Here is a 22,297-nt window from a genome sequence, read left to right on the forward strand (position 1 = left end):
TTCCGGAGCACGTCCACGCGGCGCCGCCGAGCGAGCGTGGGCGCCCCGCGCGCCGCGATACCCGCGTCAGTCGCCGCCGCGCTCGTAGTCGCCCGGATCGAGCGCGGCGTCGGTATCCTCGCCGGCCGCGAGCCGACGCGAACGGATCGCGTCCACGGCGATGTCGATCACCTCGAGCCGCGTCGAGGGGGCGTAGTACTCGTTTTCCGAGACCGACGGCAGCTCCGCGAGCCTGGCCGCGACCGCCTCGCGATCGTCTTCCTGCAGCTCCAGCGCCGCCGGATCGCCGCTCAGGGAGTCCTCTGCAAGGTCCAGCGCGGCGTCGGGTCGATGTCCGCGCGTGAGCGTCTCGCGCACGAAGAGGACGGGGCTGAACGCGAGGTAAACCGAGCCGAACTGCACCTGCCAGTAGGTCGGATCCTCGCCATCCAGGCGCCACCACGACGCGTGCCGGCGCCGGATCACCTCGCCGAAGTAAGCGCCTGCCATGTGCGCGATCATCGGCAAGGCCTCGACCCGCTCCGACGTCGCACCACGCGCCTGCTCGAGGTAGTGGTCGAGCACGGGCAAGGTCTCCGGCCGATAGTCAAGCCGTACGCCGAGGGCGCGCTCCACAAACCGCACGCACCCCTCGGCGAGATCCTCCACGGTGGACGGCGGCGGCGCGACAGGTTCGACAGCTGCAGCGGACAGCGCAGACTCGGCCGGCCGCTCCGCAGAAATCGGAGACGTCCCTGCACCGTTCTGTTTGGTATTCATGGGCTCCACGCTATTCTTCTCCGGTGCGGGTGGCCGCTCGTCAACGTGCTCGTGCTGGGAGCGCCTCGGCAAGCTCCGCAAGGACCGTGTCCGGCCCTCGATCGTCCTCTGCAGATCCCCGGGCGCAGCGGAAGCACGCTCCGTCGGAGCGGACAAAGCTGACGAGACCGACGGAACTTACGGAACTGACGGAACTGACGGACCCGATGGTTCCGCCGGAGCCAGCGGAACCAACGAGCCAGCCGACACAACGCCAGCGAGCCGACAAAGCTCGGTGCCGGTCCGACCAGCCCATCCGTGGATCCAGGTTTGAATTCCTAACGGAAGTCGAGGCCTTCGTGCTAAGCTCCGCCCTCGCGTCGAAATGAGACTCGGGATTTTCAGCGATACGCACGCCAACTACGAGGCGCTCAGCGCTGTGCTCGAGTCCTACCGCCACGAACGTATCGACGTTTACTACTGCCTCGGGGATACGGTCGGCTACGGCGGCTCGCCGAACGAGTGCGCCGATCTCGTCCGCAAGGTGGCCAAGAAGACGATCCTCGGCAACCACGACGCGGCCGTCGCGGGTCGGATGGATTACTCGTATTACTACGAGGCCGCCCGGCAAGCGCTCGACACCCACGCTGCGATGCTGTCCTCCGAGAACGCAGCCTGGCTCCGGAGCCTGACGTACCAGGAGAAGTTGACGGACATCAACGTCGACCTCTGCCATGGCTCGCCCGTCCGGCTCGAAGAGTTCGAGTACATCTTCGCCCCCGAGCAGGCGCGCGAATGCCTCCCGATGTGGAACGAGCTCGGTCACATCACGCTGATCGGCCACTCCCACCTCTGCAAGGTGTTCGCGCTCACGCCGAACAGCGTCGAGGAGCTTCCTGCGGTCGACTTCCAGCTTGAGCAGGGTCGCAAGTACATCGTGAGCGTCGGCTCGGTGGGACAGCCGCGGGACTACGACAACCGCGCGAGCTACACGGTCTACGACAGCGACACGAAGCGCTTCGAGTTCAAGCGCGTCGAGTACGATATCGAGACAGCGGCGGAGAAGGTGCTGCGCGCCAAACTCGAGCGCAACTTCGCCCACCGCCTCTACATCGGCGTCTGAGACTCCAGGCAACGGCGGCACTGGCGCACGCTCGGTGCGGCAGGACCAAGGGGCACGCGCGCGCTCGTGCACGGACACGTCGCGCATGGCCTGATGCCGACCGGGCGCCACCACACGGCGGCGCAAGGCGCAGCAGGCGCCGGGCGTTTGCGCGCCGGTGCCGCGCTCCTTCAGCGGCCCCCGTCATGTCCAGGGCGGCGAGCCCTGGCAGAACGGCGTGGCCGGCAATGATAGAGCAGCATGCTCGTCTGGTTGTCGGGCGGCTCCGCGGAGAAATCGCTGCGGAGCTCCGTGAGCTCGAAGCCGTTGTAGTGGAGCAAGGCTTCGAGCTCCTGCGGGTAGAACTGACGATGGGCGAGCGGCGTCATCCAGCGCTCGCCGCCGTCGACGGGCGAGAACTCCATGGAGACGAACAGGATCTGCCGGACCTTGTCGTAGTCGAACCGCTCCGTGTACCGGACGAACTCGCCAGGGCCATCCTTCGTGGGGTACCGGAACCGCGGCGTGGCATAGGCGCGATCCGGATCTCGCGCGAGCTCTGCCGGCTCGGGCATGGAAACGTCGAAGACGAGCTCGCCCTTCGGCGTCAGATGCTCGCGCGCTCGCGCGAGGAACCGCTCCACATCGACGCGCGTGTACAGGTGCAAGAAGGCGTTGAACGGGCAGATCACGAGCGGAAAGCGGCGCCCCAGCCGCAGCGCCCGCATGTCGCCCCGCCGGAGGCTCACGCGAGAGGAGACACCGCGCGGCTCGCGTCCAAGCTGCGCGCGCAGATCGCCGAGCATCGGCGCCGACAGGTCCACCCCGGTGATCTGGACCCCCGCCCTCGCGACAGGCAGCGTGATCCGCCCGTTGCCGCAGCCGTACTCGAGCACCGGCCCCGCAGACGCGACGGCGAGGTCGACGTAGTAGCGGACGTCATCCTTACGGCGCGCGTACGTCTTCGCGTAGTACGCCGGATCCTCGTAGTGAGCCGACGTCCCTGCTTCGAGCTCCGGATCGCGACGCTGGCCGGAGCCCGAAACACGCGCCGTCCGCCTCGTGGCCATCCAGCTCATGCGAGGCAACAGATCAAGCGCAGCGCTGGCACGGTGACGGGAGCGAGCTGCGGAACGGTGCCTCCACGGAGGCGCGCATCACCGGACGCGCGCCCTTCCGATGCGGCATCAGCGCTGGCCGCCAGCGTTCATCTGCTGGAGCCACTCGGAGACGACCTCGTGGGAGCTCCGGTGGAAGTGCACCTTGCCTGCCGCGATCTCTCGGAGGCTGGTCACGGCAGGCTTGTTCTTCGTCTTCACGAGAGCGTCCGAGCCCTTCATGAGCTGCCGCGTCCGGTTGGCCGCGAGCACGACGAGAGCGAAACGGTTTTCCTCGCGCTCGAGGCAGTCTTCCACAGTCACACGCGCCATAGGGGGCCCGAGACTAGCTCCCCGCCCCAGCAAGCGCAAGGCGCATGCCGCCCCGGCGGGTCTTCCTGCTCCGTTGCCTCTGTTTCCTCTGTTTCCTCTGCTTGCTCTGCTTGCTCTGGTTCTGCCTCCCGCTCTTCCTCCTTTGCGGCGCGCGCTGCCGCTTGGCCCGAGCGATGGTTCACGTTGTTCGTTGCCCTCCACGCAGGTCCCGGCTACGAGGTCGCACCGTGGCCGCTGACCAGGACTCTCTCCTTCCCCCTCCCCCTCGTCCGGCCCCCGGGCTGAAGTACCGCCGCATCGTGCTCAAGCTGAGCGGCGAAGCGCTCTGCGGCGAGGAAGGGGGGTTCGGCATTCGTCCCGAGACGCTCCACCACGTGGCCGGCGAGGTCGCCGAGCTCCAGCGGATGGGGGTGCAGATCGGGGTCGTCGTGGGCGGCGGCAACATCTTCCGCGGGCTGAAGGGCGCGAGCGCGGGGATGGACCGCTCCCAGAGCGACTACATGGGCATGCTCGCCACCGTCATCAACGCGCTCGCCCTCCAGGACGCGCTCGAGAAGACGGGCGTGCCGACGCGCGTGATGACCGCGATCGAGATCCGGCAGGTCGCCGAGCCGTACATCCGCCGCAGGGCGATGCGGCACCTGGAGAAGGGCAGCATCGTCATCTTCGCCGCGGGCACGGGCAACCCGTTCTTCTCGACCGATACGGCGGCAGCGCTGCGGGCCATGGAAATCCAGGCGCAGGCGCTGTTCAAGGCGACCAAGGTCGAAGGCATCTACGACCGCGATCCCGTGCGCCACGAAGGCGCGCAGATGTTCGCGCACCTGAGCTACGACCGCTTCCTCGCCGACAGGATCGGGGTCATGGACTCGACGGCGGTCACGCTCTGCCGCGAGAACAAGATGCCCATCCGGGTGTTCAAGCTCATGACCCGCGGCAACATCCTCCGCGTCTGCAGGGGCGAAGAGATCGGCACGATCGTCGACTGAGCGCGCGTTCGAGCGCTCAGCGCGCGCGACGACCCGAGGCGTCCGCCGACGCGCCAGCCCGAACGAGGCGCTGCGACCTCGAGCCACGCGGAAACCGTGCTAGACCCCGAGCCAGCAATGATCCGAGCTCCGGTGCGCCGACCCCTGCTCGCCATCTCGCTCGTCGCGCTCGTCGCGGGCTGCGATGAGCCCGCGCTCCAGGTCCCCTCGGACGCGGGAGATCCGGTCTTCGGCCTCACCGCCGAGCAGTCGGCGCGCGTGCTCGCGAAGGTCGGGGACAGGGTGATCACGCTGGGCGACTTCGGCAGGACGCTGGAGCGAATGGACCAGTTCGATCGGCTCCGGTACCAGACGAAGGAGCGGCGCCGCGAGCTGCTCAGCGAGCTCATCGACGCGGAGCTGCTCGCGCTGGAAGCCCGGCGCCGAGGCCTCGACAAGGACCCCGCGGTCGAGGACACGATCCGGCAGATCCTCCGCGAGGCGATGATCGCCCGGGCGCGAAAGGGCCTGCCCGCGCCGGCCGACATCCCCGCGTCCGAGGTGCGCGCGTACTACGAGGCGAACGCCGACAAGTTCAGCGAGCCCGAGCGCAGGCGCGTCGCCGCCATCGTCGTCGGCGACCGAGCGCTCGGGGAGAAGGTCCTCAAGGAGGCGCAGAAGGCCGGGAGCAGCGGCGCGTGGGGTGAGCTCTTCCTCAAGCACTCGCTCACGGCGCCGAAGGACAAGAGCGCGGCCCCGCCGCTCGATCTCGCCGGAGAGCTCGGCATCGTCAGCCCGCCCGGCGATCCGCGCGGCGCCCACCCCCGCGTCCCAGAGCCGGTCCGCGCGGCCGCCTTTCGCATCGGCGGCGTGGGTGCGGTCGGCGAGGAGGTCGTCGAGGCCGACGGACGGTTCTTCATCGTCCGCCTGAACGGGCTCACCAGCGGGCACCGGCGCGAGTTCGCGGAGGCCGAGCGCTCGATCCGGGTCGCGCTCCTCCAGCAGAAGATGCAGGACCAGGAGCGCGCTCTCGAGGACGAGCTGCGGAAGAAGTTCCCCGTCGAGATCAACGAGGCGGCGCTCTCCTCGGTCAAGGTGCCGGAGCAGCTCATGCAGACCGGGAGCGCGGCGCAGCCCGATCCCACGAAGCCCCGCACGCCACAGCCGGAGCAGTCCGGCGCTGCCGCGGCGCCGTCGAGCGATGCGGGCAAGTAGCGAGCTCGTCGCCGCCGCGCGGCTCGCCCGGCGACCCGGCGAGGAAGGCGCGAACGCCCGCGCCGTCGCGCTGCCGGAGCGACCGGGGCCGCTCGCCGCGAGCGCGCAGCAGGAAGCGCGACCAGCCCGCGTGAAGACGCGGAAGAGCGACTGGACATGGCAGCTGCGTCACGCGCTCTCGAGCGCCGACGAGCTCCACCGGGCGCTGTCGCTGACGCCGGAGGAGCTCGCTGGCGCCAGGCGCGCCGAAAAGGCGGGGCTGCCCATCCGCGTCACCCCCTATTACCTGAGCCTCTGCGACAACGGCGATCCGGCGTGCCCGATCCGCCGGCAGTGCGTGCCGCTCGCCGACGAGGCCATCGAGGTGCCCGGCGATCTGGTCGACCCCCTCGGCGAGGTCGCGCACGAGGTCGCGCCCCACCTCGTGCAGCGGTACCCGGATCGCTCACTGCTCCTCGCGACCGACCGCTGCGCCGTCTACTGCCGCTTCTGCACCCGATCACGCATGGTCGGCGACGGCGGCGGCGCGGTGGCGCTCGAGCGCCTCGCGCCGGCGATGGCGTACCTCGAGGCGCACCCGGAAGTGCGCGATGTCATCGTGAGCGGCGGCGATCCCCTCGCCGTCTCGACGGACCGCGTGGTGCGGCTCATCGCTCGGCTGCGGCAGATCCAGAGCGTGGAGACGATCCGGATCGCGACGCGCGTGCCGGTCACGCTGCCGCAGCGGATCACCGCGGAGCTCGTGCGCGCGCTCAAGCCGTACCACCCGCTCTGGGTGATGACGCACTTCAACCACCCGAAGGAGCTCACGCCCGCCGCCGAGCGCGCGTGCAAGCGCCTCGCGGATCACGGCTTCCCCGTCATGAACCAGACCGTGCTGCTGCGCGGCATCAACGACGACGCGACGACGCTGGCCACGCTCTTCCGGGGTCTCGTGCGCTGGCGGGTGCGCCCCTATTACCTGCTCCAGATGGACCCCGTGCGCGGCACGGCGCACCTGCGCACGCCGCTCGCGACCGGCGTCTCCCTCATGGAGCAGCTCCAGGGCCGGCTCACCGGCATCGCGCTGCCGAAGCTGATCGTGGATACGCCCGGCGGGATGGGCAAGGTGCCCATCGGGCCCGACTACGTCGTCGACCGTCGGCCGGGGCGCACCGTCCTCCGCACGCACCGCGGCGTCGAGGTCGAGTACGTCGACCCCCCGGCGGGGTCTGGCGGCTGAGCCGCCCGCTCAGCGACCCGGGCCCCGCGAGAGCGGCTTCGCGACCCGGAACGACAGGTTCAGCGCCCGCGCGATCCCGAAGAAGCGGGTGCGCGACGCGCTCCTGCACTGCTGCGAGTCCGCGGCCCAGCTCCCGGAGCGGGCGATGCGCCAAGGCGGCGCGTCTCCGCCGGCGTCGGCGGCCGATTCGAGCTCACCCGACGTCTCCGCCCACGATCTCTCGCCGTTCACGTCGGCGACCCACTCGCGCACGCCGCCCGCCATGTCACGCACGCCGTAGGGCGAGCTGTCGATGGGAAAGGTCCCTACCGGCTCTGGCTGCGCCAGGAACGGCCGCGACGAGCGCATCAGACAGAACGTCGGGTCGAAGTGATCTCCCCACGGGTAGAACCGGCCGTCGGTCCCGCGAGCCGCCTTCTCCCACTCCAGCTCGGTGGGCAGTCGGATCTCGATCCCGTCGCGCTCGCTCCGGAAACGGCAGTAGGCCACGGCGTCGAACCAGTCGATGAGGATGACCGGCAGGTTCCAGAGGTGCCCTTCCTCCGCGGGGAACCGCTTCTGCGCGTCGCCCTCGACCACGCTGGGCAACGGCTCCCAGCCGCCGCTGCTGGCGGGCCGCGCGACGTAGCCCTCGGAGCCGCGCGTCCCGTGCGGCGCGCGCTTGAGCGCGAGGTCGAGATCGCGCGTCTCGAGCTCGTTCAGGAACTCGCAATACTCGCGGAAGGTGACGGGGAACTTCGCGATCGCGACGTCGGGGACGTGGAGCTCGGCGCGGCGGAGCGGATCGTAGGCGTGCGCGTCGCCGCCGGCGATGAAGGTCCCCCCCGGGATGTACACGAACCCCTCGCCGATCTCCGCGTCGGTGTAGAGGTTCACCTCGACGCGGTGGTGGGTGCCCCGCTTGAGCAGCAGCGGGTAGCGCACGTCCCGGCAGCCGGCGCGCTTCAGGATGAAGAGGTAGCTGCCGGGCTTGAGGTGCACCTCGCGGAGCGGGGTGCGGCCGAGCGAGCGCTCGTCGCTCGCCACGAGGATGCGATCCTTCTCGACGTAACGGTACGCGACGACGCTCGCGCCGGGCGGCGACGAGTCGAACGAGAGGACCGAATCGGCGGTGAGCAGCGCGGCGTAGCGGCCCACGTCGAACTCCGCCACGAGCGCCTCGTGGTAGATGCGCGCCGCGTGCTGGTGCTCCTGGTCCGCCCGCACCGCGCGCGACCAGTAGAGATCCGCGAGCCCGGCGCGCGCCTCGACCAGGTCCGGATCGTACGCCAGCGCCTTCGTATAGAGATCGATCGCCTCCGCCGCGGCGCGCGCCTGCTCGCGCTCGACCCCGGCGGCCCTGTCCTCGAGCTGCCACCCCGCCCGCTTGCGCTCGATCGCCTCGTACTCCTTCACGTCCTTGAGCAGCCGCCGCGCCTCCTCGACGAGCCGCTCGCGCTCGCCGTCGAGCCGCCGGTCACGCTCGAGCGGGGCCTTGGCGAGCTCACAGAGCTTGATGGCCTCCTCGCGGCGGCGCATCCGCTCCTTGGCGCCCTCGAGGAACGCCTCCGCCTCCGCCGCGACGCGGTCGGCGGTCGGCGGTCGCTGATCAGGATCCTTCGCGAGCATCGCCAGGCAGAGGTCCTCGAGCAGCAGCGGGCAGCTCGGCGCGATCGAGCGCGGCGGCCTGGGGTCGCGCGTCTGCGTCGCGAGGATCACGGCGAGGACGGTCGGCGCGTCGAACGGGTGCTCGCCGGTGAGGATCTCGTAGAGCACCACGCCGAGCGCGAAGATGTCCGCGCGGTGATCGATCCGCGCGTGATCCCCTCGGATCTGCTCGGGCGCGATGTAGCCGGGCGTGCCCGAGAGCGCGCTCGCGATCGCCTCGTGCCGCCTCCGGCCGAAGTCCTGCCCGCTCGGATCGATGGAGATCGGCTCGCTCACCTCCGCCCTCGCGAGCAGCTTCGCGTTGCCCCAGTCGCCCAGGTAGACCTCGCCGTAGTCGCCGAGCAGCACGTTCTCCGGCTTGATGTCGCGGTGGGCGACGCCTCGCCGGTGCGCGTAGGCCAGCGCCCGGGAGATCTGCACGAACGCGCCGATGAGCCGGACGAGCGGCCATTGCCTGCGGAGCTCGGGGTTCGTCAGCACGTTCTGCAGGCTCTGCCGCTTGACGACCCGCATGGAGTAGTACGGCTGGCCGTTCGGCAGCGTGCCGAGGTCGTAGACCGGGATGATGTTCGGGTGCTCGAGCTGGGCCGTGATCCGCGCCTCGGTCCGGAAGCGGTTGCCTACCGCGGAGTCCTCCTCGGCCCCCGGCTTCAAGGTCTTCAGCGCGACAACGCGCCCGATCTCCCGATCGCGCGCCTTCACCACCTTCCCGGCGCCCCCGGCCCCGAGCGCCTCGCCCACCTCGTACCGGGTGCCGCCGGAGTTCACGGCGCGCGTGGCGGAGGTCGCGAGCGTCGGGAAATCGGCCCCGACGTCCTCTCCTGGCAGGTCGATCTCCCGCTGCGTGTCGAAGCGCAGCGCGTCCTGGTCGTCGCTCTGCGGCGAGAGGGCGCGCGCGACGGGCGGGCTGCGGCCCTCCTGCGCGAGCAGCTCCGGCAGCGCCGCCAGCTGCTCGGGCGTGAGGATCCCCTCGAAGAGCTCCTGGGGCGTCGACGCGCCGCCGAGGGTCCATCGGCAAGCCATATCCCAAAGGGCGTTGGGCTCGATGAGCCCTCGCGCCACGGCGGCGACGGCCAGGGCACGAGCCTCACGAGTCTGAGCGAGCTTCACTCGAGCGACCTCTCGTCCGAAACGATCTCACCCCGCGACGCGAGGCGGAAGGCCACGCTGAGGCCGTCGAGCGCTAGGCGCCGCGAGCCAGGAGCGCGTGGCGCTCCCGCGAACGATCGAGGGCTGCCGGTGACGCTGTTCCGTGCGCATCTCACGAGGCGCCGCACGTCAGTTGCCGTGGCAGGCGACCGCTCTGCTGCCACGCCGGCCCGAGCTGCCCCGTTCGAAGTCGCGGCGCGGCAGGTCCGCGGCGGCGATGGCGGCCCCCGCGTCCCGGTCTTCAGATGGTCTACGTATCGGGAATTCCTGCATTTACCATCGGCAGCTGAGCGCCGCTCAGCGTACGTGGTGTCCCCTCGCCCGCGCAAGAGAGTAGGGCGGAGCCGCTCGAGGACCGCGGTCATTTTTCGTCGCAGGTCCCGCGCGCCTCGCACGTCCCCAGGTCTCCACATCGCGCGCGTTTCGCATGTTTCGCACGGTTCGCACGTTTCCGCCGGCCTCGCTCCCTTGTCGTACAGGCTGCAAGGGGTCGTCGCCCTGCCATGGCCTCGCGCGGTCGCGCGCGGCGGGATTTCGATCTCTCCGGGCGCCGTGATGGGGCCCCGGGGTCGACGAGGGCCGCCGCCTCGAGATCCACGAGCGCTTTGCGCAGAACATCGTGGTCGAGCTCGCCCGGATCGGGGACGCGCCCATCGGGGTGGTCGCGAACCAGCCCCAGGGGCTCGCCGGCTGCCTCGACATCCTCGACATCAAGGCGGCGCGCTTCGTCCGCTCCTGCGACTGCTTCACTATCCCGCTCGTCACGTTCGTCGACGTGCCCGGCTTCCTCCCGGGGTTCGACCAGGAATAGGGCGGGATCATCACTCACGGAGCGAAGCTCCTCTATGCGTTCGCCGGAGCCACCGTGCCCGAGGCGACGGTGATCACCGGCAAGGCCTGCGGCGGCGCTTACGACGTCATGGCCTCCAAGCACATCAAACATCCCGCTTTAGCAGAATTTTGCGGCAGCTGGGGGGCCCGTGAGAGCCGTGCTCCGGGAGAGATCAGCGAGCAAACCGCTTAGAGCGCCACGGCAGGTGGGTGCTGGGGCGAGCGACGCCGTTGCGCAGCCGATCCCGAGCGTGTAGAAACGACTTGCGTGGCTGTTTTTCTTTGAACTCCACGCGCGATGCTTCTCTCTGACCGACGATCTGCACAGGTGCACCCGGGGGCCGGTCGCAGGAAACGGGTGGTTTGGCAGGCATGCCGAGCGTTGGGGGGGCGCCGAGTACACGAATGAAGGGTCGGTTGGATTCTGTGGAGGTATTGAGCATGAAATCTTGGGTATTCGCTGCGGTTTTGATTTCCGGCTGCGCCCTCGTGGCCTGCGGTGACGACGGCACCACGTCGTCGGGCTCCAGCACCACCACCAGCAGCAGCGGGAGCAGCAGCTCTGGCGGCGGTGGCGGCGGCGGCGGCAACGGCGGCAATGGCGGCAACGGCGGCAGCGGCGGCGCCGGCGGAGAAGGAGGCACGAGCGCCACGAGCACTTCCTCGACGGGTACCCCGACCTGTGATGACACGGAGGACACGTGCGGCCGCGACACGAATGATGGCTGCTACAAGTGCGCCGTCGATGGGCCGTGCAAAGAGGTCCACCAGGGCTGCGCGGACAGCGAGGATTGTATTGACCTGGTGGTGTGTATCGCTGACTGCGCCGACGAGGATGACCCGGCCACATGCATCGAGACGTGCCGCACGGACATCGCGGCCGGGGTCGCGCCCTACGACGCCCTCCTCACGTGCACTGTTTGCGAGGAGTGCGCCAAGAGCTGCGATGCCGCCGGAGAGCCGGTATGTGGCCTGTGAGCTTCTGACAACAGCAGCGCATCTCCGAAGGGGGCGCCAGATGGCCGCCCCCTTCGGCCTTTATGCGGGCTGAGCCGCGGCGGACGGCTCGCCCGTGCCAGCCGTCGCGGCTCGACAGCCGGCGCAGGGCGGCGCGGGGCACGACACCGGCGGCTCCGGAGCAGCAACGGAAGCGGCGGCGTGCCAGCGTGGGCGAGGGAACCGGGCGGTTCGGGTCCCGAGCGAGGGCCGGGAGCGCCTCCTGAGGGACGTCGCCCAAGCTCGCGCGCCCTCGCCGGCGCGCGGGCGCCTCGACCCGGCGCTCCCGGCCAGGGCCTTGGCCCGGCGGCAGGAGCCGCCGGTCCGCGGGCCAGACGGCAGGCGCCGCCGGGCCCCGTCGAGGCAGAGCGGCGGAGACGCGAGGTAGCTCACGCGCTGGCGGCCGGCCTGCCTCGGCGACCTCCGGTCCCGGGCCCTCAATCGCGCAGCATACTCCGGGTTGCGCCTTCATGGGCCGGGCAACCCGTGGTAACGCTTGGCGGCGCCGCCGATGTGCGGCATCCGACATGGGAAAGAACCTTCTCGTCATCAATGTGGACATCCGCGAGACACGCGTCGCGCTGATCGAAAACGGGATCATCGCTGAGCTGCATCTCGAGCGGGAGAGCTCCAAGGGGACGCTCGGAAACATCTACCTCGGCAAAGTCAGCCGCGTTTTGCCCGGAATGCAGGCCGCGTTCATCGACGTGGGGCTCGAGCGAGCAGCCTTCCTGCACGTCGAGGACCTCATCCGGCCCGACGATTTCGAGGCGTACCTGGCTGGGCACCGCCGGACTGTCGAGGAAGAGCGCGCCTCCTCGCGAGGCCGCGCCGCGCGTGGCAGCGAGGCGCCTAGACCTGACGAAAGCGAGGTGCATGAGCTATCGGGCGCAGAAGCCGCGCCCGAGAGCCCCGACCTGACGCCCGGGCGACACGAGCTGCGGGAAGGAGGGGACTTCGGGGCGGAAGAAGGGTTCGAGGCCGGCGGCTCCGTCGATGCCGGCGGCTCGCTCGACGAAGGGAGCGACGTGCCGATCGAGCTGCCCACGGCGCTCGATGTGCTCGGAAGCCCCTCCGGCCAGGCGTTCGCCGGCGTGGGGACGATGGTGGCGCTCGACGAGGCCGACGACCCGGAGCCGGAGATCGACGACGGGCACGAGGACGACGACGAGGAGCTGGTCGCGCCAGGCGGAGGCAGCGACGCCGACGAGGCCAGCGACGAGGAATCCGGTCCCGACGAGGCGAGCATCGAGGACGACGACGAGCTCGACGCGCCCGGCTACGAGGTCGAGCCTGCCTCCCCGCCACCGGAGGATGCCGCGGACGCGTGGAGCGCGGCCGAGGAGCATCCGGAAGCGCTGAGCAACACCGCGGACAGCGGCGAGACGGGAGCGCAGGAGGCGAGCGCGCCGCCGGTCCCGGAGGCCGCGGCGGCCGCCGAGGGCGATGACGTCCCGCCGGCAGCGCGTGCGCGCAGCGGACGCACGCGCGGACGGCGCGAGGCGCGCGTGCGCCGATCGGGACGGACGCGCGACCGGCGCGCCAACCTCGAGGGCGGCGCCGCGCTCGCGGAGGCGGCCCCGGCGGAAGCACGCGAGGCGCCGCGCGAGGGGCGCGAAGGCCGCGAGGCGCCGCGCGAGGGACGCCAGGCCCCGCGCGAAGGCCGCGAGGCGCCGCGCGAGGGACGCCAGACCCCGCGCGAAGGCCGCGAGGCGCCGCGCGAAGGGCGCGACCGGGGCGGCAAAGGACAGGGCGGACGCGAGGGGCGCGATCGCGAGCAACGCGGGCGCGAGCAGCGGACGCGAGAGCGCGGGCGCGAACAGTCGCGGGACGGCAAGGGCAAGAGCACCGCGCGGGGCCAGCAGAGCTCACGCAGCTGGCAGAACGAGCCGCCGCGGATCTCGAAGTCGACGCCGATCCGCGAGGTCGTCCGCGAAGGGCAGGAGGTCATCGTCCAGGTCTCGAAGGAGCCGATCGGGACGAAGGGCGCCCGGGTCACGAGCCACATCTCGCTGCCCGGCCGCTATGTCGTGTACCTGCCGACGGTCGATCACATCGGGATCTCCAAGCGCATCGGCTCGGAGAAGGAGCGATCCCGGCTGCGGGACGCCATCGAGGCGATGAAGCCTCCGCAGGGCGGGCTCATCGTGCGCACGCTCGCCGAGGGCCTCACGAAGAAGCAGCTCAAGGCCGACGTCGGCTACCTCGTGCGCCTCTGGGGCGAGGTGGCGAAGAAGCGGGAGAGCGGCGTGAGGGCGCCCGCGGTGCTCTACACCGAGCTCGACCTCGTGCTGAAGACCGCCCGCGACCTCTTCACCGACGACATCGAGAAGATCGTGATCGACGACCGCGAGGAGTACATCCGGCTGCGGCGCTTCGTCGAGATGTTCATGCCCGAGCGCGCCGACGCGGTGGAGCTCTACGAGGGGACGGAGCCGATCTTCGACGCGTACGGGATCGAGGACGAGATCCAGCGCGCGCTGTCGCGGAAGGTCCCGCTGCCCTCGGGCGGGCACCTGATCATCGACCAGGCCGAGGCGCTCACCGCGATCGACGTGAACACAGGGCGGTTCGTCGGCAAGGGGTCGAAGGATCTCGAGGAGACGATCCTGACCACGAACCTGGAGGCGGTCGAAGAGATCGCCTACCAGCTCCGGTTCCGCAACATCGGCGGGCTCATCATCCTCGACCTCATCGACATGGAGCGCGCCCAGAACCGGGAGAAGGTGCGGCGCCGCCTCGAGGAGCTGCTCTCCAGGGACAAGGCGAAGACCACGCTGAACCGGATCTCCGATCTGGGCCTCATCGAGATGACCCGGAAGCGGACGCGCGAGAGCCTCGGGCGGACGATCCTCGAGCCGTGCTTCTACTGCGACGGGACGGGCCAGCTGCAATCCAAGCAGACCGTCGCCTACGAGATCCTGCGGCAGATACGGCGCGAGCGGATGAACCTGCCCGGCTACTCGGTCGTGGTCAACGCGCACCCGGCCGTGATCGACCTGCTGAAGAACGACGAGCGCATCGCCGTGCAAGAGGCGGAGCGGCTGTTCCAGCGCCGGATCGATCTCGTGCCCCGGAAGGAGTACCACCTCGAGCAGTTCGATCTGCAAGGCAGGTAAGGCGTCATGGTGGACGATCAGGGTTCTCCGGAGAGCAGCGACGCGAAGACGGGGCGCAAGGAAGAGCGCGTCACCATCAACAAGGAGTTCGAGTCCTACGACGCGTTCATCAACGAGTACGTGACGAACATCTCGCGGACCGGCGTGTTCGTGCGCTCGAAGACGCCGCTCGCCGTCGGGACGAAGGTGAACCTGCGGTTCACCGTGATCATGGACGACATCGAGACGGTCGAGGGCGTCGGCGAGGTCGTGCGCGTGCACGACGATCCGCAGGGGATGGGCGTCGTCTTCACCGAGCTGTCGGGCTACTCGCAGGGGCTCATCGACAAGCTCCTGACCAGCCAGGGGCACCGCACCTCGAAGGGCTAGGCAGAGGGGCGTCGGCGATGTTCACCGGGCTTGTCGAGACGATCGGGGTCCTCCGCCGCCGGAGCGGCGGCGCCGTGGCCCGCGCGCTCGTGGAGGCGAGCCTCGGGCCGCTGACGCTCGGCGAGTCCGTGAGCGTGAACGGCGCCTGCCTCACGGTCGATCGCATCGCGCCCGGCGGCTTCGAGTGCGACATGTCCGCCGAGACCCTCGGCCGCACGACGCTCGGCGCGCTGCCGGTCGGCGCGCGCGTCCACCTAGAGCGCGCGACGCCGCTCGGCGCGCGGATGGGGGGGCACGTGGTGCTGGGACACGTCGACGGGCTCGGCCGCGTCGTCGAGCACGCGCGGGCCGGCGACGCGATCCGCCTCCGGGTGAGCGCCCCGCCCGAGCTCGCGCCGTACCTCGCTCCCAAGGGCTCGATCGCGGTCGACGGCGCGAGCCTCACGCTCAACGCCGTGTCCAAGCCGGGCGCCGCCGAGATCTGGTTCGAGGTGATGCTGGTGCCGCACACCATCGGCCGGACTCTCCTCGGCGAGCTCCGCCCCGGCGCGGCCGTCAACCTTGAAGTTGACGTGCTCGCGCGCTACGTGGCGCGGGCGCTCGAGGTCGCATCGCTCGCCAGCGTGAAGGGCCGATCGAGCCAGGACGCGCTCGGCGGCGATGCCTCCACCGAGCGCGACGAAGAGCGCGGAAATACGGGAGAGCATGCGGATCACGACGAACGACTCCTCGCAAAGCTGCGCGCGGGGGGATTCTGGTGAGGCTGTGTCAGCCTCGAGCGGCAGGCTCGACCAGGACATGACCTCCGGGGGCCCGATGCCTCATCGGCTGACCATCGACAAAGCGGTCCTCGACCGGGTGAACACCGCGCTCGATCACATCCGCGCGGGCAAGATGGTGATCCTCGTCGACGACGAGGATCGCGAGAACGAGGGGGATCTCTGCATGGCTGCGGAGGCGGTCACCCCCGAGGCGATCAACTTCATGGCGATGCACGGGCGCGGGCTCATCTGTCTCGCCCTCGACGAGGAGCAGGTCGCGCGCCTCGAGCTGCCGATGATGTCCGCGCCAGGGCGGAGCGGACCGCCGCTCGGCACCGCCTTCACCGTCAGCATCGAGGCGCGCGCCGGGGTGACGACGGGGATCAGCGCCGCCGATCGGGCGCACACGATCCGGGTCGCGATCGCGCGCGACGCCGCGCCCGAGGATCTCGTCACGCCGGGGCACGTGTTTCCGCTGAAGGCGCGCCGCGGGGGCGTGCTCGTGCGGACGGGGCAGACCGAGGGGTCCGTGGATCTCGCGCGCCTCGCCGGGCTCCGGCCGGCGGGCGTGATCTGCGAGATCATGAACGACGACGGCAGCATGGCCCGCATGCGGGATCTCGAGGTGTTCGCCGCGAAGCACGGCCTGCTGATCGTGACGGTGGCGGACCTCATCCAGTACCGGCTCCAGACCGAGCGGCTGGTCCGCTGCGTGGGCGAGCGGACGCTGCGGCTCGATCTGACGGGCACGGAGTGGACCGTGTACGTCTACGAGGTGATCAACGAGCAGCGGCAGTTCCTCGCGCTGACCAAGGGCGCGGTGGCGACGCCGGACCCCATCCTGTGCCGCGTGCACTCCGGGTCGACCATCGCGGACCTCTTCAGCTCGACGCCCCTCGACGGCGGCTCGAACCTGCGCGAGGCGCTGCTCGCGATCGAGAGCGCCGGCGTCGGGGTGGTCGTCTACATCCCGTCGCGAGGGGACCTGGGCCGCGAGCTGGAGCTGCTGAAGGGCTCGGGCCCCGACGAGACGCTCCCCGTCGTGAAGACGCAGCAGCCGTGGACGCTGCGGGAGTTCGGCCTCGGCGCGCAGGTCCTCGCGGACCTCGGGGTGCACCAGATCCGGCTCCTCACGAACAGCCAGCCGAAGATCGCAGGGATCACCGGGTACGGGCTCACCGTGATCGAGCGGGTGCCGCTCGTCTCGATGAAGGGCGAAGCCTGACAGACGGGCGCGCTCGTTCGCTGGTAAAAGGACGCTCGGACAGGATCGCGATCGCGACGATCGCGCATCCCGCGCTGCAGGAGAGAGGAACGGCGGATGGCAGAGCAAGCGGTCGGGCAGGCACAGGCGAGGGTGATCGAAGGGAACCTGGTGGTCCCGCCGGGGGCGCGCTTCGCGCTCGTGGCGAGCCGCTTCAACCACTTCATCGTCGACCGCCTGGTCGAGGGCGCGCTCGACGCCATCGCGCGGCACGGCGGCGCGCTCGGCCGGACGTCGATCGTGCGCGTCCCGGGCGCGTGGGAGATGCCCACCATCGTGGGGAGGCTCGCGCACAAGAAGAGCGTCGACGCGATCATCACGCTGGGCGCGGTGATCCGGGGCTCGACGCCGCATTTCGACTACGTGGCGGCCGAGGTCACGAAGGGGATCGCGACCGTGTCGCTCCAGACCGGGGTGCCGGTCACGTTCGGGGTGCTCACGACCGACTCGATCGAGCAAGCGGTCGAGCGGGCGGGCACGAAGCATGGCAATAAGGGGTGGGAGGCCGCCGTCAGCGCGATCGAGATGCTCGCGCTCGGCGCCGCGCTGGACACCGCTGGCCTGTAAACGAAGGTTCTGAGAGATGGGTGCGCGCTCTACCGGCCGCGAAGCGGCCTTGCAGATGCTGTTCGCGGTGGAAGCCGGCGGGAGCTCGGCGCCCCGCGTCGTCGCGACCTTCTGGCGCGAGACGCCGGGCGATCCCGAGGGACGCGCCTACGCGGACGAGGTGGTGGTCGGGGTCGCCGAGGATCTCGCGGCCGTGGACGAGGCGATCCGGAAGGCGAGCACGAACTGGCGCCTTGAACGGATGGCGCGCGTCGATCGGAACGTCCTCCGGCTCGGCGCGTGGGAGCTCATGAACCGCCCGGAGGTGCCGCGCGCGGTCATCCTCGACGAGGCGGTCGAGCTCGCCAAGCGCTACGGCAGCGAGGAGAGCGGCGCCTTCGTGAACGGCGTGCTCGACCGGATCGCCGAGAACCTCGGCCGCGTCGACCGGGATCGCTGAGCGTCACGGCGCGCCGTCGCTCGGGCGCGCGCCTCGCTCACCACTTCAGCCAGGCGACCGTCACGCCGTCGCCGCCCTCGCTCGGGCCGCCCGGGCGGAGGCGCGCCACGTAAGGGCTCCCGCGCAGCGCCTCGCGGACGGCATCGCGCAGGGCGCCCGTGCCGTGCCCGTGGACGAAGAACGTGACCTTGCGGCCCGCGCCGAGCGAGCGATCGAGGAACTGCTCGGCCATGGCGACCGCCTCGTGCGCGCGCAGGCCACGGAGATCCACGGTGTTGTCCGCCGTCTGGATCGGGACGTCGGGGTCGGCGGCGGCGTCCAGATCGACGCGGCGCTGCGGGGGCGCCGCGGCGGCCGGCGGCGCGCCGGTGCCGCGCAGCTCGGCGATCGAGGTCGTGAGCTTGAGCGAGCCGGCGGTGACCCGCAGCTGGCCGCCCGAGAGGATCTCCACCACCTCGGCCTCGGCCCGCAAGCGAGGCACGTAGACGCGGGCGCCGACGCGGATGGCGGCCGGATCGATCGCCGGCCGCGCCTGCGGCTCGTCCTTCGGGCGCAGCTCGAGCTCGCCGCCGATCGACGTCTTCTGCCCGACCGCGTCCATGGCCCGAGCGGCCGCGCGCACGTCCTCCTCGGTGGGCTTGCCGCGCAGGCGCGCCTGCGCCGCCTTGAGGTCCTCGCGCGCGCGCCGCAGGCTGGCGAGCAGCGCCTCCCCCTCCCGCGTGATCACGCCGCGCTCCTTGTCCCGGAGCCGCTCGATCTCTGCCTCGAGCTCCCGCCGCTTCGCGCGGGAGGAGGCCGCCTCCCGCTCGGCGTCCTCCCGCGCGAGCTCGAGCGCGCGGCGCTCGGCGGAGAGCTTCTCGACCATCTGCTCGAAGGTGACCGTCTCCTTCGTGAGGAAGCGCTCGGCCCGCTCCAGCACGGCGCCCGGGATGCCGAACCGCCGCGCGACCGCGAGCGCGCTCGAGGCGCCGGGCACGCCGACGACGAGCCGGAAGGTCGGGCTCATGGTGGCGAGATCGAAGCCGACCGAGGCGTTCTCGAAGCGCTGATCCCCGAGCGCGAGCGCCTTGAGGCCCTCGTAGTGCGTGGTGCTGGCGACGGTGCCCCCGCGCGCGCACAGCGCGTCGAGCACGGCCGCGGCGAGCGCCTCGCCCTCGCGCGGATCGGTGCCGCCGGCGAGCTCGTCGAGCAGGACGAGCGCGCCGGGGCGCGTCTCGCCGAGGATCCGCCCCAGGTTCTTCACGTGGGCGCTGAAGGTCGACAGGTTCTTGTGGAGGTTCTGCTCGTCGCCGACGTCGGTCAGCACGACGTCGAAGAGCGCGACGCGAGAGCCGTCCCTGGCCGCGACCGGCAGGCCCGCGCGCACCATCAGCGCCGCGAGCCCGAGCGTCTTCAGGGCCACGGTCTTGCCGCCGGCGTTCGGTCCGGAGACGATCATCGCGCGCCCCGCGCTCATCGCGAGGTCGCTCGCGACCACCTTCACGCCGTCGAGCGCGAGGAGCGGGTGGCGGCCCCCGATGAGCTCGATGGAGGTCGGCCTCGATCCGCCCTCCGAGGCGCCCCGCCCGGCCTCGAAGGCGTCCTCCGGGACGTCCGGGAAGGTGAGGTCGAGGTCCTCCGCGAGCCGCGCCGCCGCGGCCCGCACGTCGGCGTGGGCCAGCGCGCGGGCGGCGGCCGCGACGCTCTCGACGTCCTCGGCCACGCGGGCGGTGAGCGCCGCGTAGATCGCCAGCTCCTCCCGCGCGACCTCGGCGTCGACCATCTTCATCCGGTTGCCCGTCTCGACGAGCACCCGGGGCTCCACGAACACGGTGGCGCCGCTCGCGCTCGTCGCGTGGACGATGCCGGGGAAGCGCTCGTGCGCGTCGGATCGCACCGGCAGCACGTAGCGCCCGTCGCGCTCCGTCCAGTAGCGGTCCTGGAGGATGTCCTCGTGCTTCTGGATGAGGTCCTCGAGGCGCCGGACGAGCCGCTCGCGCACCGCGCGCCGCTCCGCGCGAAGCGCCTCCAGGCGAGGCGACGCGCGATCGGCGAGCGTGCCGTCCGGATCGAACGCCGCCGCGAGCTCGCGCGCGACGGCGTCGAGCTCGGGGTTGGTCGCGCACGCGGCGTGGAGCGCGGGCGCGATCTGACGCCGGCTCTGCAGGTACTGCCGCGACGTCCGCGCGGCCTCGAGGAGGCCGAGCACGGCGCGCAGCTCCTCGTTCGCGAGCGCCGCGCCGATGCGGGCCCGATCGAGCGCGTCCTCGAGCTCCGCGACGTCGCGCGAAGGCACCGGCTCCCCGGCCCGGGCGAGCTCCACCGCCTCGCGCACCTCCGCGAGCGCGGTGAGGGCCTCGGCGCGCGTCGACGCGAACGGCAGGGCCCGGGCCAGCCGCTTCCCGCCCCGAGACGCGCATCGCTCCGCGAGCGCCTCGAGGACGCGATCCCACTCCAGGTCGGCGCGGGTCTTGGTGGGACAGGGATCTGCGAAGGGCCCTTCGGGGTTGTGGTCCATCACGCTTCGGTCGGATCGCGGGCCACGCCGCCGGCCCCGCTCGGCATCGGGTTCTGCTCCTTCTCGAGGTAGCGGAAGATGGTGCGCGGGTCGACGCCGAGGTCGCGGGCCGTCTGCGTGCGGTTGCCGTTGTTGCGCTCGAGCGCCTCCAGCACGTACCGCCGCTGGAACTCCTCCTTGGCCTTCTCCAGCGGCATGATGGCCGTCTCGGCGCCCGGGCCGAGATCGAGGTCCTCCACGGCGAGGAGCGCCTGGTCGCAGAGGACGAGCGCCTTCTTGATGCGGTTCTCGAGCTGCCGGATGTTGCCGGGCCAGGGGTACTTCTTGATCGCGGAGAGCGCGGCCGGGCTGAAGCCTCGCACGGCGCTGCCGAGCTCGTCGGCGTACTTCGAGAGCAGGACCTTGGCGATGATGAGCACGTCGTCGCCGCGCTCGCGGAGCGGCGGGAGCCACAGGTTCACGACGTTGAGCCGGTAGTAGAGATCCTCCCGGAAATTGCCGGCGCGGATCTCCTCCTCGAGGTTCCTGTTCGTGGCGGCGACGATGCGGATGTCGACCTTCTCGGGCTTCGAGTCGCCGACGCGGAAGACGACCCGCTCCTGGAGCGCGCGGAGGAGCTTCACCTGGAGGTTCAGCGGTAGCTCGCCGATCTCGTCGAGGAACAGCGTGCCCTTGTCGGCGACCTGGAACTTGCCCGGGCGGCTGGCGATGGCGCCGGTGAAGGCGCCCTTCACGTGGCCGAAGAGCTCGCTCTCGATGAGGTTCTCGGGGATCGCGCCGCAGTTGATGGTGACGAAGGGGCCGCCGTCGCGCGGGCTGCGCCGGTGCAGCTCCCGCGCGATGAGCTCCTTCCCGGTCCCCGTCTCGCCCGTGATGAGCACGCTGATGTCCGTCGCCGCGACCTTCTGCAGCTTGCGGAACACCTCGAGCATCGACGGGCAGGCGCCGATGATCTCGCCGAACTTCTTGTCGTGCAGCTCCGCGACGAGCTTGGCCTTGTCGGCCCTGAGGGCGTTCAGGAGCATCGCGTTCTGGAGGATGAGCGAGGCCTGGGACGCGAAGATGCTGAGCAGGTCGAGCTGGGCGCGGTCGAAGAGGTGCTTGATCTTGTCGTTGCCGACGTAGAGCGCGCCGATGATCTGGCCCTGCGACAGGAGCGGCGCGCACATCACGCTGGAGAGCTTCATCGCGATGACGCTGTCGCTCCGGCCGAACTGCGTGTCGGCGAGCGCGTCGGAGACGATCACCGGGCGGCCCGAGACGATGACCTGACGCACGATGCTGTCCGAGATCCCCCCGGCCGCGTCCGTGATGGCCTCCTTGCGGATGTTGCGCGACGCGCGCACCGCCAGCTTGCGGTCGCCGCCCGCGGCCGGCGCGGCCGGAGCGCCGCCGCTGACCGCCGTGTCGGCCGCCGCCTCCGCCCCCTCGAGGAGCAGGAGGAAGCCCTTGTCGGCGTGCGTCAGCTCGATGACGTCGTCGAGCATCGCCTCGAGGAGCTCGTCGACGCTGCGCCGGTTGATGAGCTTCTCGCTGAAGGCGAACAGCTTGCGGACGCCGGCGAGCTCCGACGAGCCCTGCAGCGGCGCGGGCCGCTCCGACCCGCCGTCGCACGCCGGGAGCCGCTCCTGGACGGTCGGCGCCTCGGCGAACATCGAGAAGCCGACCTCGACCGTGCCGAGCTGGAGCCGGTCGCCGTGCACCAGGCGAGCGCGCCGCTTCTTCTTGCCGTTGATCGCGATCTCCCCGTCGCGCTCGCACTCCTCCAGCACGAAATCGCGTCCGTCGAACACGATCTGCGCGTGATGGTCCAGCACCCCTGCCCCCGCGACCGCGACGTCGTTTCCGAGCGCCTTGCCGATCGTCGTGACCGGCTTGTGGACGCTGTACAGGCGTGGCGCGCCCTCGGAGGGGAAATACTTCAGGGTCGGCATCGAGGGCAGCATAGCAGGCGCGCCGCGGCCTCATGCAGCCGTGTTGGAC

General features: G+C 70.9%; 17 protein-coding genes and 1 pseudogene. 12 read left to right on the plus strand and 6 right to left on the minus strand.

The annotated features are described in order from the left end of the window. Nucleotides 1–66: 66 nt before the first annotated feature. Nucleotides 67–759, minus strand: coding sequence for a hypothetical protein (locus tag WME95_RS39535; protein ID WP_437904478.1), 693 nt, complete (start codon nucleotides 757–759; stop codon nucleotides 67–69). A 364-nt stretch (nucleotides 760–1,123) separates the two neighbouring features. On the opposite strand from WME95_RS39535, the gene WME95_RS39540 reads away from it, so the two are divergent. After that, complete coding sequence (locus WME95_RS39540; RefSeq protein ID WP_012239864.1) at nucleotides 1,124–1,861, plus strand: metallophosphoesterase family protein; 738 nt, start codon at nucleotides 1,124–1,126, stop codon at nucleotides 1,859–1,861. A 170-nt stretch (nucleotides 1,862–2,031) separates the two neighbouring features. Here the strand turns inward: WME95_RS39540 and WME95_RS39545 are convergent, their stop codons facing one another. Together WME95_RS39545 and rpoZ are read right to left on the minus strand one after the other, a co-directional pair. Further along, complete coding sequence (locus tag WME95_RS39545) at nucleotides 2,032–2,910, minus strand: class I SAM-dependent methyltransferase (RefSeq protein WP_437904479.1); 879 nt, start codon at nucleotides 2,908–2,910, stop codon at nucleotides 2,032–2,034. 117 nt (nucleotides 2,911–3,027) lie between these two features. Then, nucleotides 3,028–3,270 carry a DNA-directed RNA polymerase subunit omega gene (gene rpoZ / locus WME95_RS39550; protein ID WP_044966694.1) on the minus strand — a complete coding sequence of 81 codons (243 nt, stop codon included), beginning with the start codon at nucleotides 3,268–3,270 and terminating at the stop codon, nucleotides 3,028–3,030. Nucleotides 3,271–3,497: 227 nt separating this feature from the next. Between rpoZ and pyrH the strand changes: the two genes are divergently transcribed. The 3 genes from pyrH to WME95_RS39565 all read left to right on the plus strand — a co-directional run bounded on the left by pyrH (nucleotide 3,498) and on the right by WME95_RS39565 (nucleotide 6,675). Next, complete coding sequence (pyrH, locus tag WME95_RS39555; RefSeq protein ID WP_080599110.1) at nucleotides 3,498–4,259, plus strand: UMP kinase; 762 nt, start codon at nucleotides 3,498–3,500, stop codon at nucleotides 4,257–4,259. Between the two features lie 132 nt (nucleotides 4,260–4,391). Then, nucleotides 4,392–5,453, plus strand: a complete 1,062-nt coding sequence (locus WME95_RS39560; protein ID WP_437904480.1) for a peptidylprolyl isomerase — start codon at nucleotides 4,392–4,394, stop codon at nucleotides 5,451–5,453. Then, nucleotides 5,440–6,675, plus strand: coding sequence for a KamA family radical SAM protein (locus WME95_RS39565; RefSeq protein ID WP_437904481.1), 1,236 nt, complete (start codon nucleotides 5,440–5,442; stop codon nucleotides 6,673–6,675). The genes WME95_RS39560 and WME95_RS39565 overlap by 14 nt, the downstream gene beginning before the upstream one ends. A gap of 9 nt (nucleotides 6,676–6,684) precedes the next feature. On the opposite strand, the gene WME95_RS39570 is transcribed toward WME95_RS39565, so the two are convergent. After that, a complete protein-coding gene (locus WME95_RS39570; RefSeq protein ID WP_437904482.1) occupies nucleotides 6,685–9,345 on the minus strand; it encodes a protein kinase domain-containing protein in 2,661 nt (886 codons plus the stop codon). A 694-nt stretch (nucleotides 9,346–10,039) separates the two neighbouring features. On the opposite strand from WME95_RS39570, the pseudogene WME95_RS39575 reads away from it, so the two are divergent. From WME95_RS39575 to nusB, 8 genes and pseudogenes are all read left to right on the plus strand, one after another. After that, nucleotides 10,040–10,411, plus strand: a pseudogene (locus WME95_RS39575) (carboxyl transferase domain-containing protein); the annotation flags it as partial. A gap of 332 nt (nucleotides 10,412–10,743) precedes the next feature. Beyond that, nucleotides 10,744–11,280 (plus strand): hypothetical protein, encoded by a 537-nt coding sequence (locus WME95_RS39580; RefSeq protein WP_437904483.1) that lies wholly within the window; start codon nucleotides 10,744–10,746, stop codon nucleotides 11,278–11,280. A 545-nt stretch (nucleotides 11,281–11,825) separates the two neighbouring features. Next, nucleotides 11,826–14,417 carry an Rne/Rng family ribonuclease gene (locus WME95_RS39585; protein WP_437904484.1) on the plus strand — a complete coding sequence of 864 codons (2,592 nt, stop codon included), beginning with the start codon at nucleotides 11,826–11,828 and terminating at the stop codon, nucleotides 14,415–14,417. A 6-nt stretch (nucleotides 14,418–14,423) separates the two neighbouring features. Continuing rightward, nucleotides 14,424–14,786 (plus strand): PilZ domain-containing protein, encoded by a 363-nt coding sequence (locus WME95_RS39590; protein ID WP_272102827.1) that lies wholly within the window; start codon nucleotides 14,424–14,426, stop codon nucleotides 14,784–14,786. 17 nt (nucleotides 14,787–14,803) lie between these two features. Continuing rightward, nucleotides 14,804–15,547, plus strand: a complete 744-nt coding sequence (locus WME95_RS39595; protein ID WP_437545137.1) for a riboflavin synthase — start codon at nucleotides 14,804–14,806, stop codon at nucleotides 15,545–15,547. Nucleotides 15,548–15,584: 37 nt separating this feature from the next. Next, the gene (gene ribB, locus WME95_RS39600) at nucleotides 15,585–16,772 is read left to right on the plus strand and encodes a 3,4-dihydroxy-2-butanone-4-phosphate synthase (RefSeq protein WP_437904485.1); all 1,188 of its coding nucleotides are present in this window, start codon (nucleotides 15,585–15,587) and stop codon (nucleotides 16,770–16,772) included. A 96-nt stretch (nucleotides 16,773–16,868) separates the two neighbouring features. Next, a complete protein-coding gene (gene ribH / locus WME95_RS39605) occupies nucleotides 16,869–17,378 on the plus strand; it encodes a 6,7-dimethyl-8-ribityllumazine synthase (RefSeq protein WP_272102824.1) in 510 nt (169 codons plus the stop codon). Between the two features lie 16 nt (nucleotides 17,379–17,394). Then, nucleotides 17,395–17,817 (plus strand): transcription antitermination factor NusB, encoded by a 423-nt coding sequence (gene nusB, locus WME95_RS39610; RefSeq protein ID WP_012239877.1) that lies wholly within the window; start codon nucleotides 17,395–17,397, stop codon nucleotides 17,815–17,817. Nucleotides 17,818–17,854: 37 nt separating this feature from the next. Here nusB and WME95_RS39615 read toward each other — a convergent pair whose 3' ends face one another. Further along, nucleotides 17,855–20,314 carry an endonuclease MutS2 gene (locus tag WME95_RS39615; RefSeq protein WP_437904486.1) on the minus strand — a complete coding sequence of 820 codons (2,460 nt, stop codon included), beginning with the start codon at nucleotides 20,312–20,314 and terminating at the stop codon, nucleotides 17,855–17,857. Beyond that, nucleotides 20,314–22,260, minus strand: a complete 1,947-nt coding sequence (locus WME95_RS39620; protein ID WP_437904487.1) for a sigma 54-interacting transcriptional regulator — start codon at nucleotides 22,258–22,260, stop codon at nucleotides 20,314–20,316. Before WME95_RS39620 ends, WME95_RS39615 begins: the two co-directional genes overlap by 1 nt. Between the last annotated feature and the right edge of the window lie 37 nt (nucleotides 22,261–22,297).

Origin of the sequence: Sorangium sp. So ce327 (assembly GCF_051530205.1) — a bacterium.
Classification (GTDB): Bacteria; Myxococcota_A; Polyangia; order Polyangiales; family Polyangiaceae; genus Sorangium; species Sorangium cellulosum_B.

Coding starts and splice junctions, on each gene's coding strand:
- WME95_RS39580 (WP_437904483.1), top strand. CDS start 10,744: ATGAAATCTTGGGTATTCGCTGCGGTTTTGATTTCCGGCTGCGCCCTC.
- WME95_RS39615 (WP_437904486.1), bottom strand. CDS start 20,314: ATGGACCACAACCCCGAAGGGCCCTTCGCAGATCCCTGTCCCACCAAG.
- WME95_RS39540 (WP_012239864.1), top strand. CDS start 1,124: ATGAGACTCGGGATTTTCAGCGATACGCACGCCAACTACGAGGCGCTC.
- WME95_RS39585 (WP_437904484.1), top strand. CDS start 11,826: ATGGGAAAGAACCTTCTCGTCATCAATGTGGACATCCGCGAGACACGC.
- WME95_RS39620 (WP_437904487.1), bottom strand. CDS start 22,260: ATGCTGCCCTCGATGCCGACCCTGAAGTATTTCCCCTCCGAGGGCGCG.
- WME95_RS39545 (WP_437904479.1), bottom strand. CDS start 2,910: ATGGCCACGAGGCGGACGGCGCGTGTTTCGGGCTCCGGCCAGCGTCGC.
- WME95_RS39595 (WP_437545137.1), top strand. CDS start 14,804: ATGTTCACCGGGCTTGTCGAGACGATCGGGGTCCTCCGCCGCCGGAGC.
- rpoZ (WP_044966694.1), bottom strand. CDS start 3,270: ATGGCGCGTGTGACTGTGGAAGACTGCCTCGAGCGCGAGGAAAACCGT.
- WME95_RS39565 (WP_437904481.1), top strand. CDS start 5,440: ATGCGGGCAAGTAGCGAGCTCGTCGCCGCCGCGCGGCTCGCCCGGCGA.
- nusB (WP_012239877.1), top strand. CDS start 17,395: ATGGGTGCGCGCTCTACCGGCCGCGAAGCGGCCTTGCAGATGCTGTTC.
- WME95_RS39590 (WP_272102827.1), top strand. CDS start 14,424: ATGGTGGACGATCAGGGTTCTCCGGAGAGCAGCGACGCGAAGACGGGG.
- WME95_RS39570 (WP_437904482.1), bottom strand. CDS start 9,345: ATGGCTTGCCGATGGACCCTCGGCGGCGCGTCGACGCCCCAGGAGCTC.
- ribH (WP_272102824.1), top strand. CDS start 16,869: ATGGCAGAGCAAGCGGTCGGGCAGGCACAGGCGAGGGTGATCGAAGGG.
- WME95_RS39535 (WP_437904478.1), bottom strand. CDS start 759: ATGAATACCAAACAGAACGGTGCAGGGACGTCTCCGATTTCTGCGGAG.
- ribB (WP_437904485.1), top strand. CDS start 15,585: ATGACCTCCGGGGGCCCGATGCCTCATCGGCTGACCATCGACAAAGCG.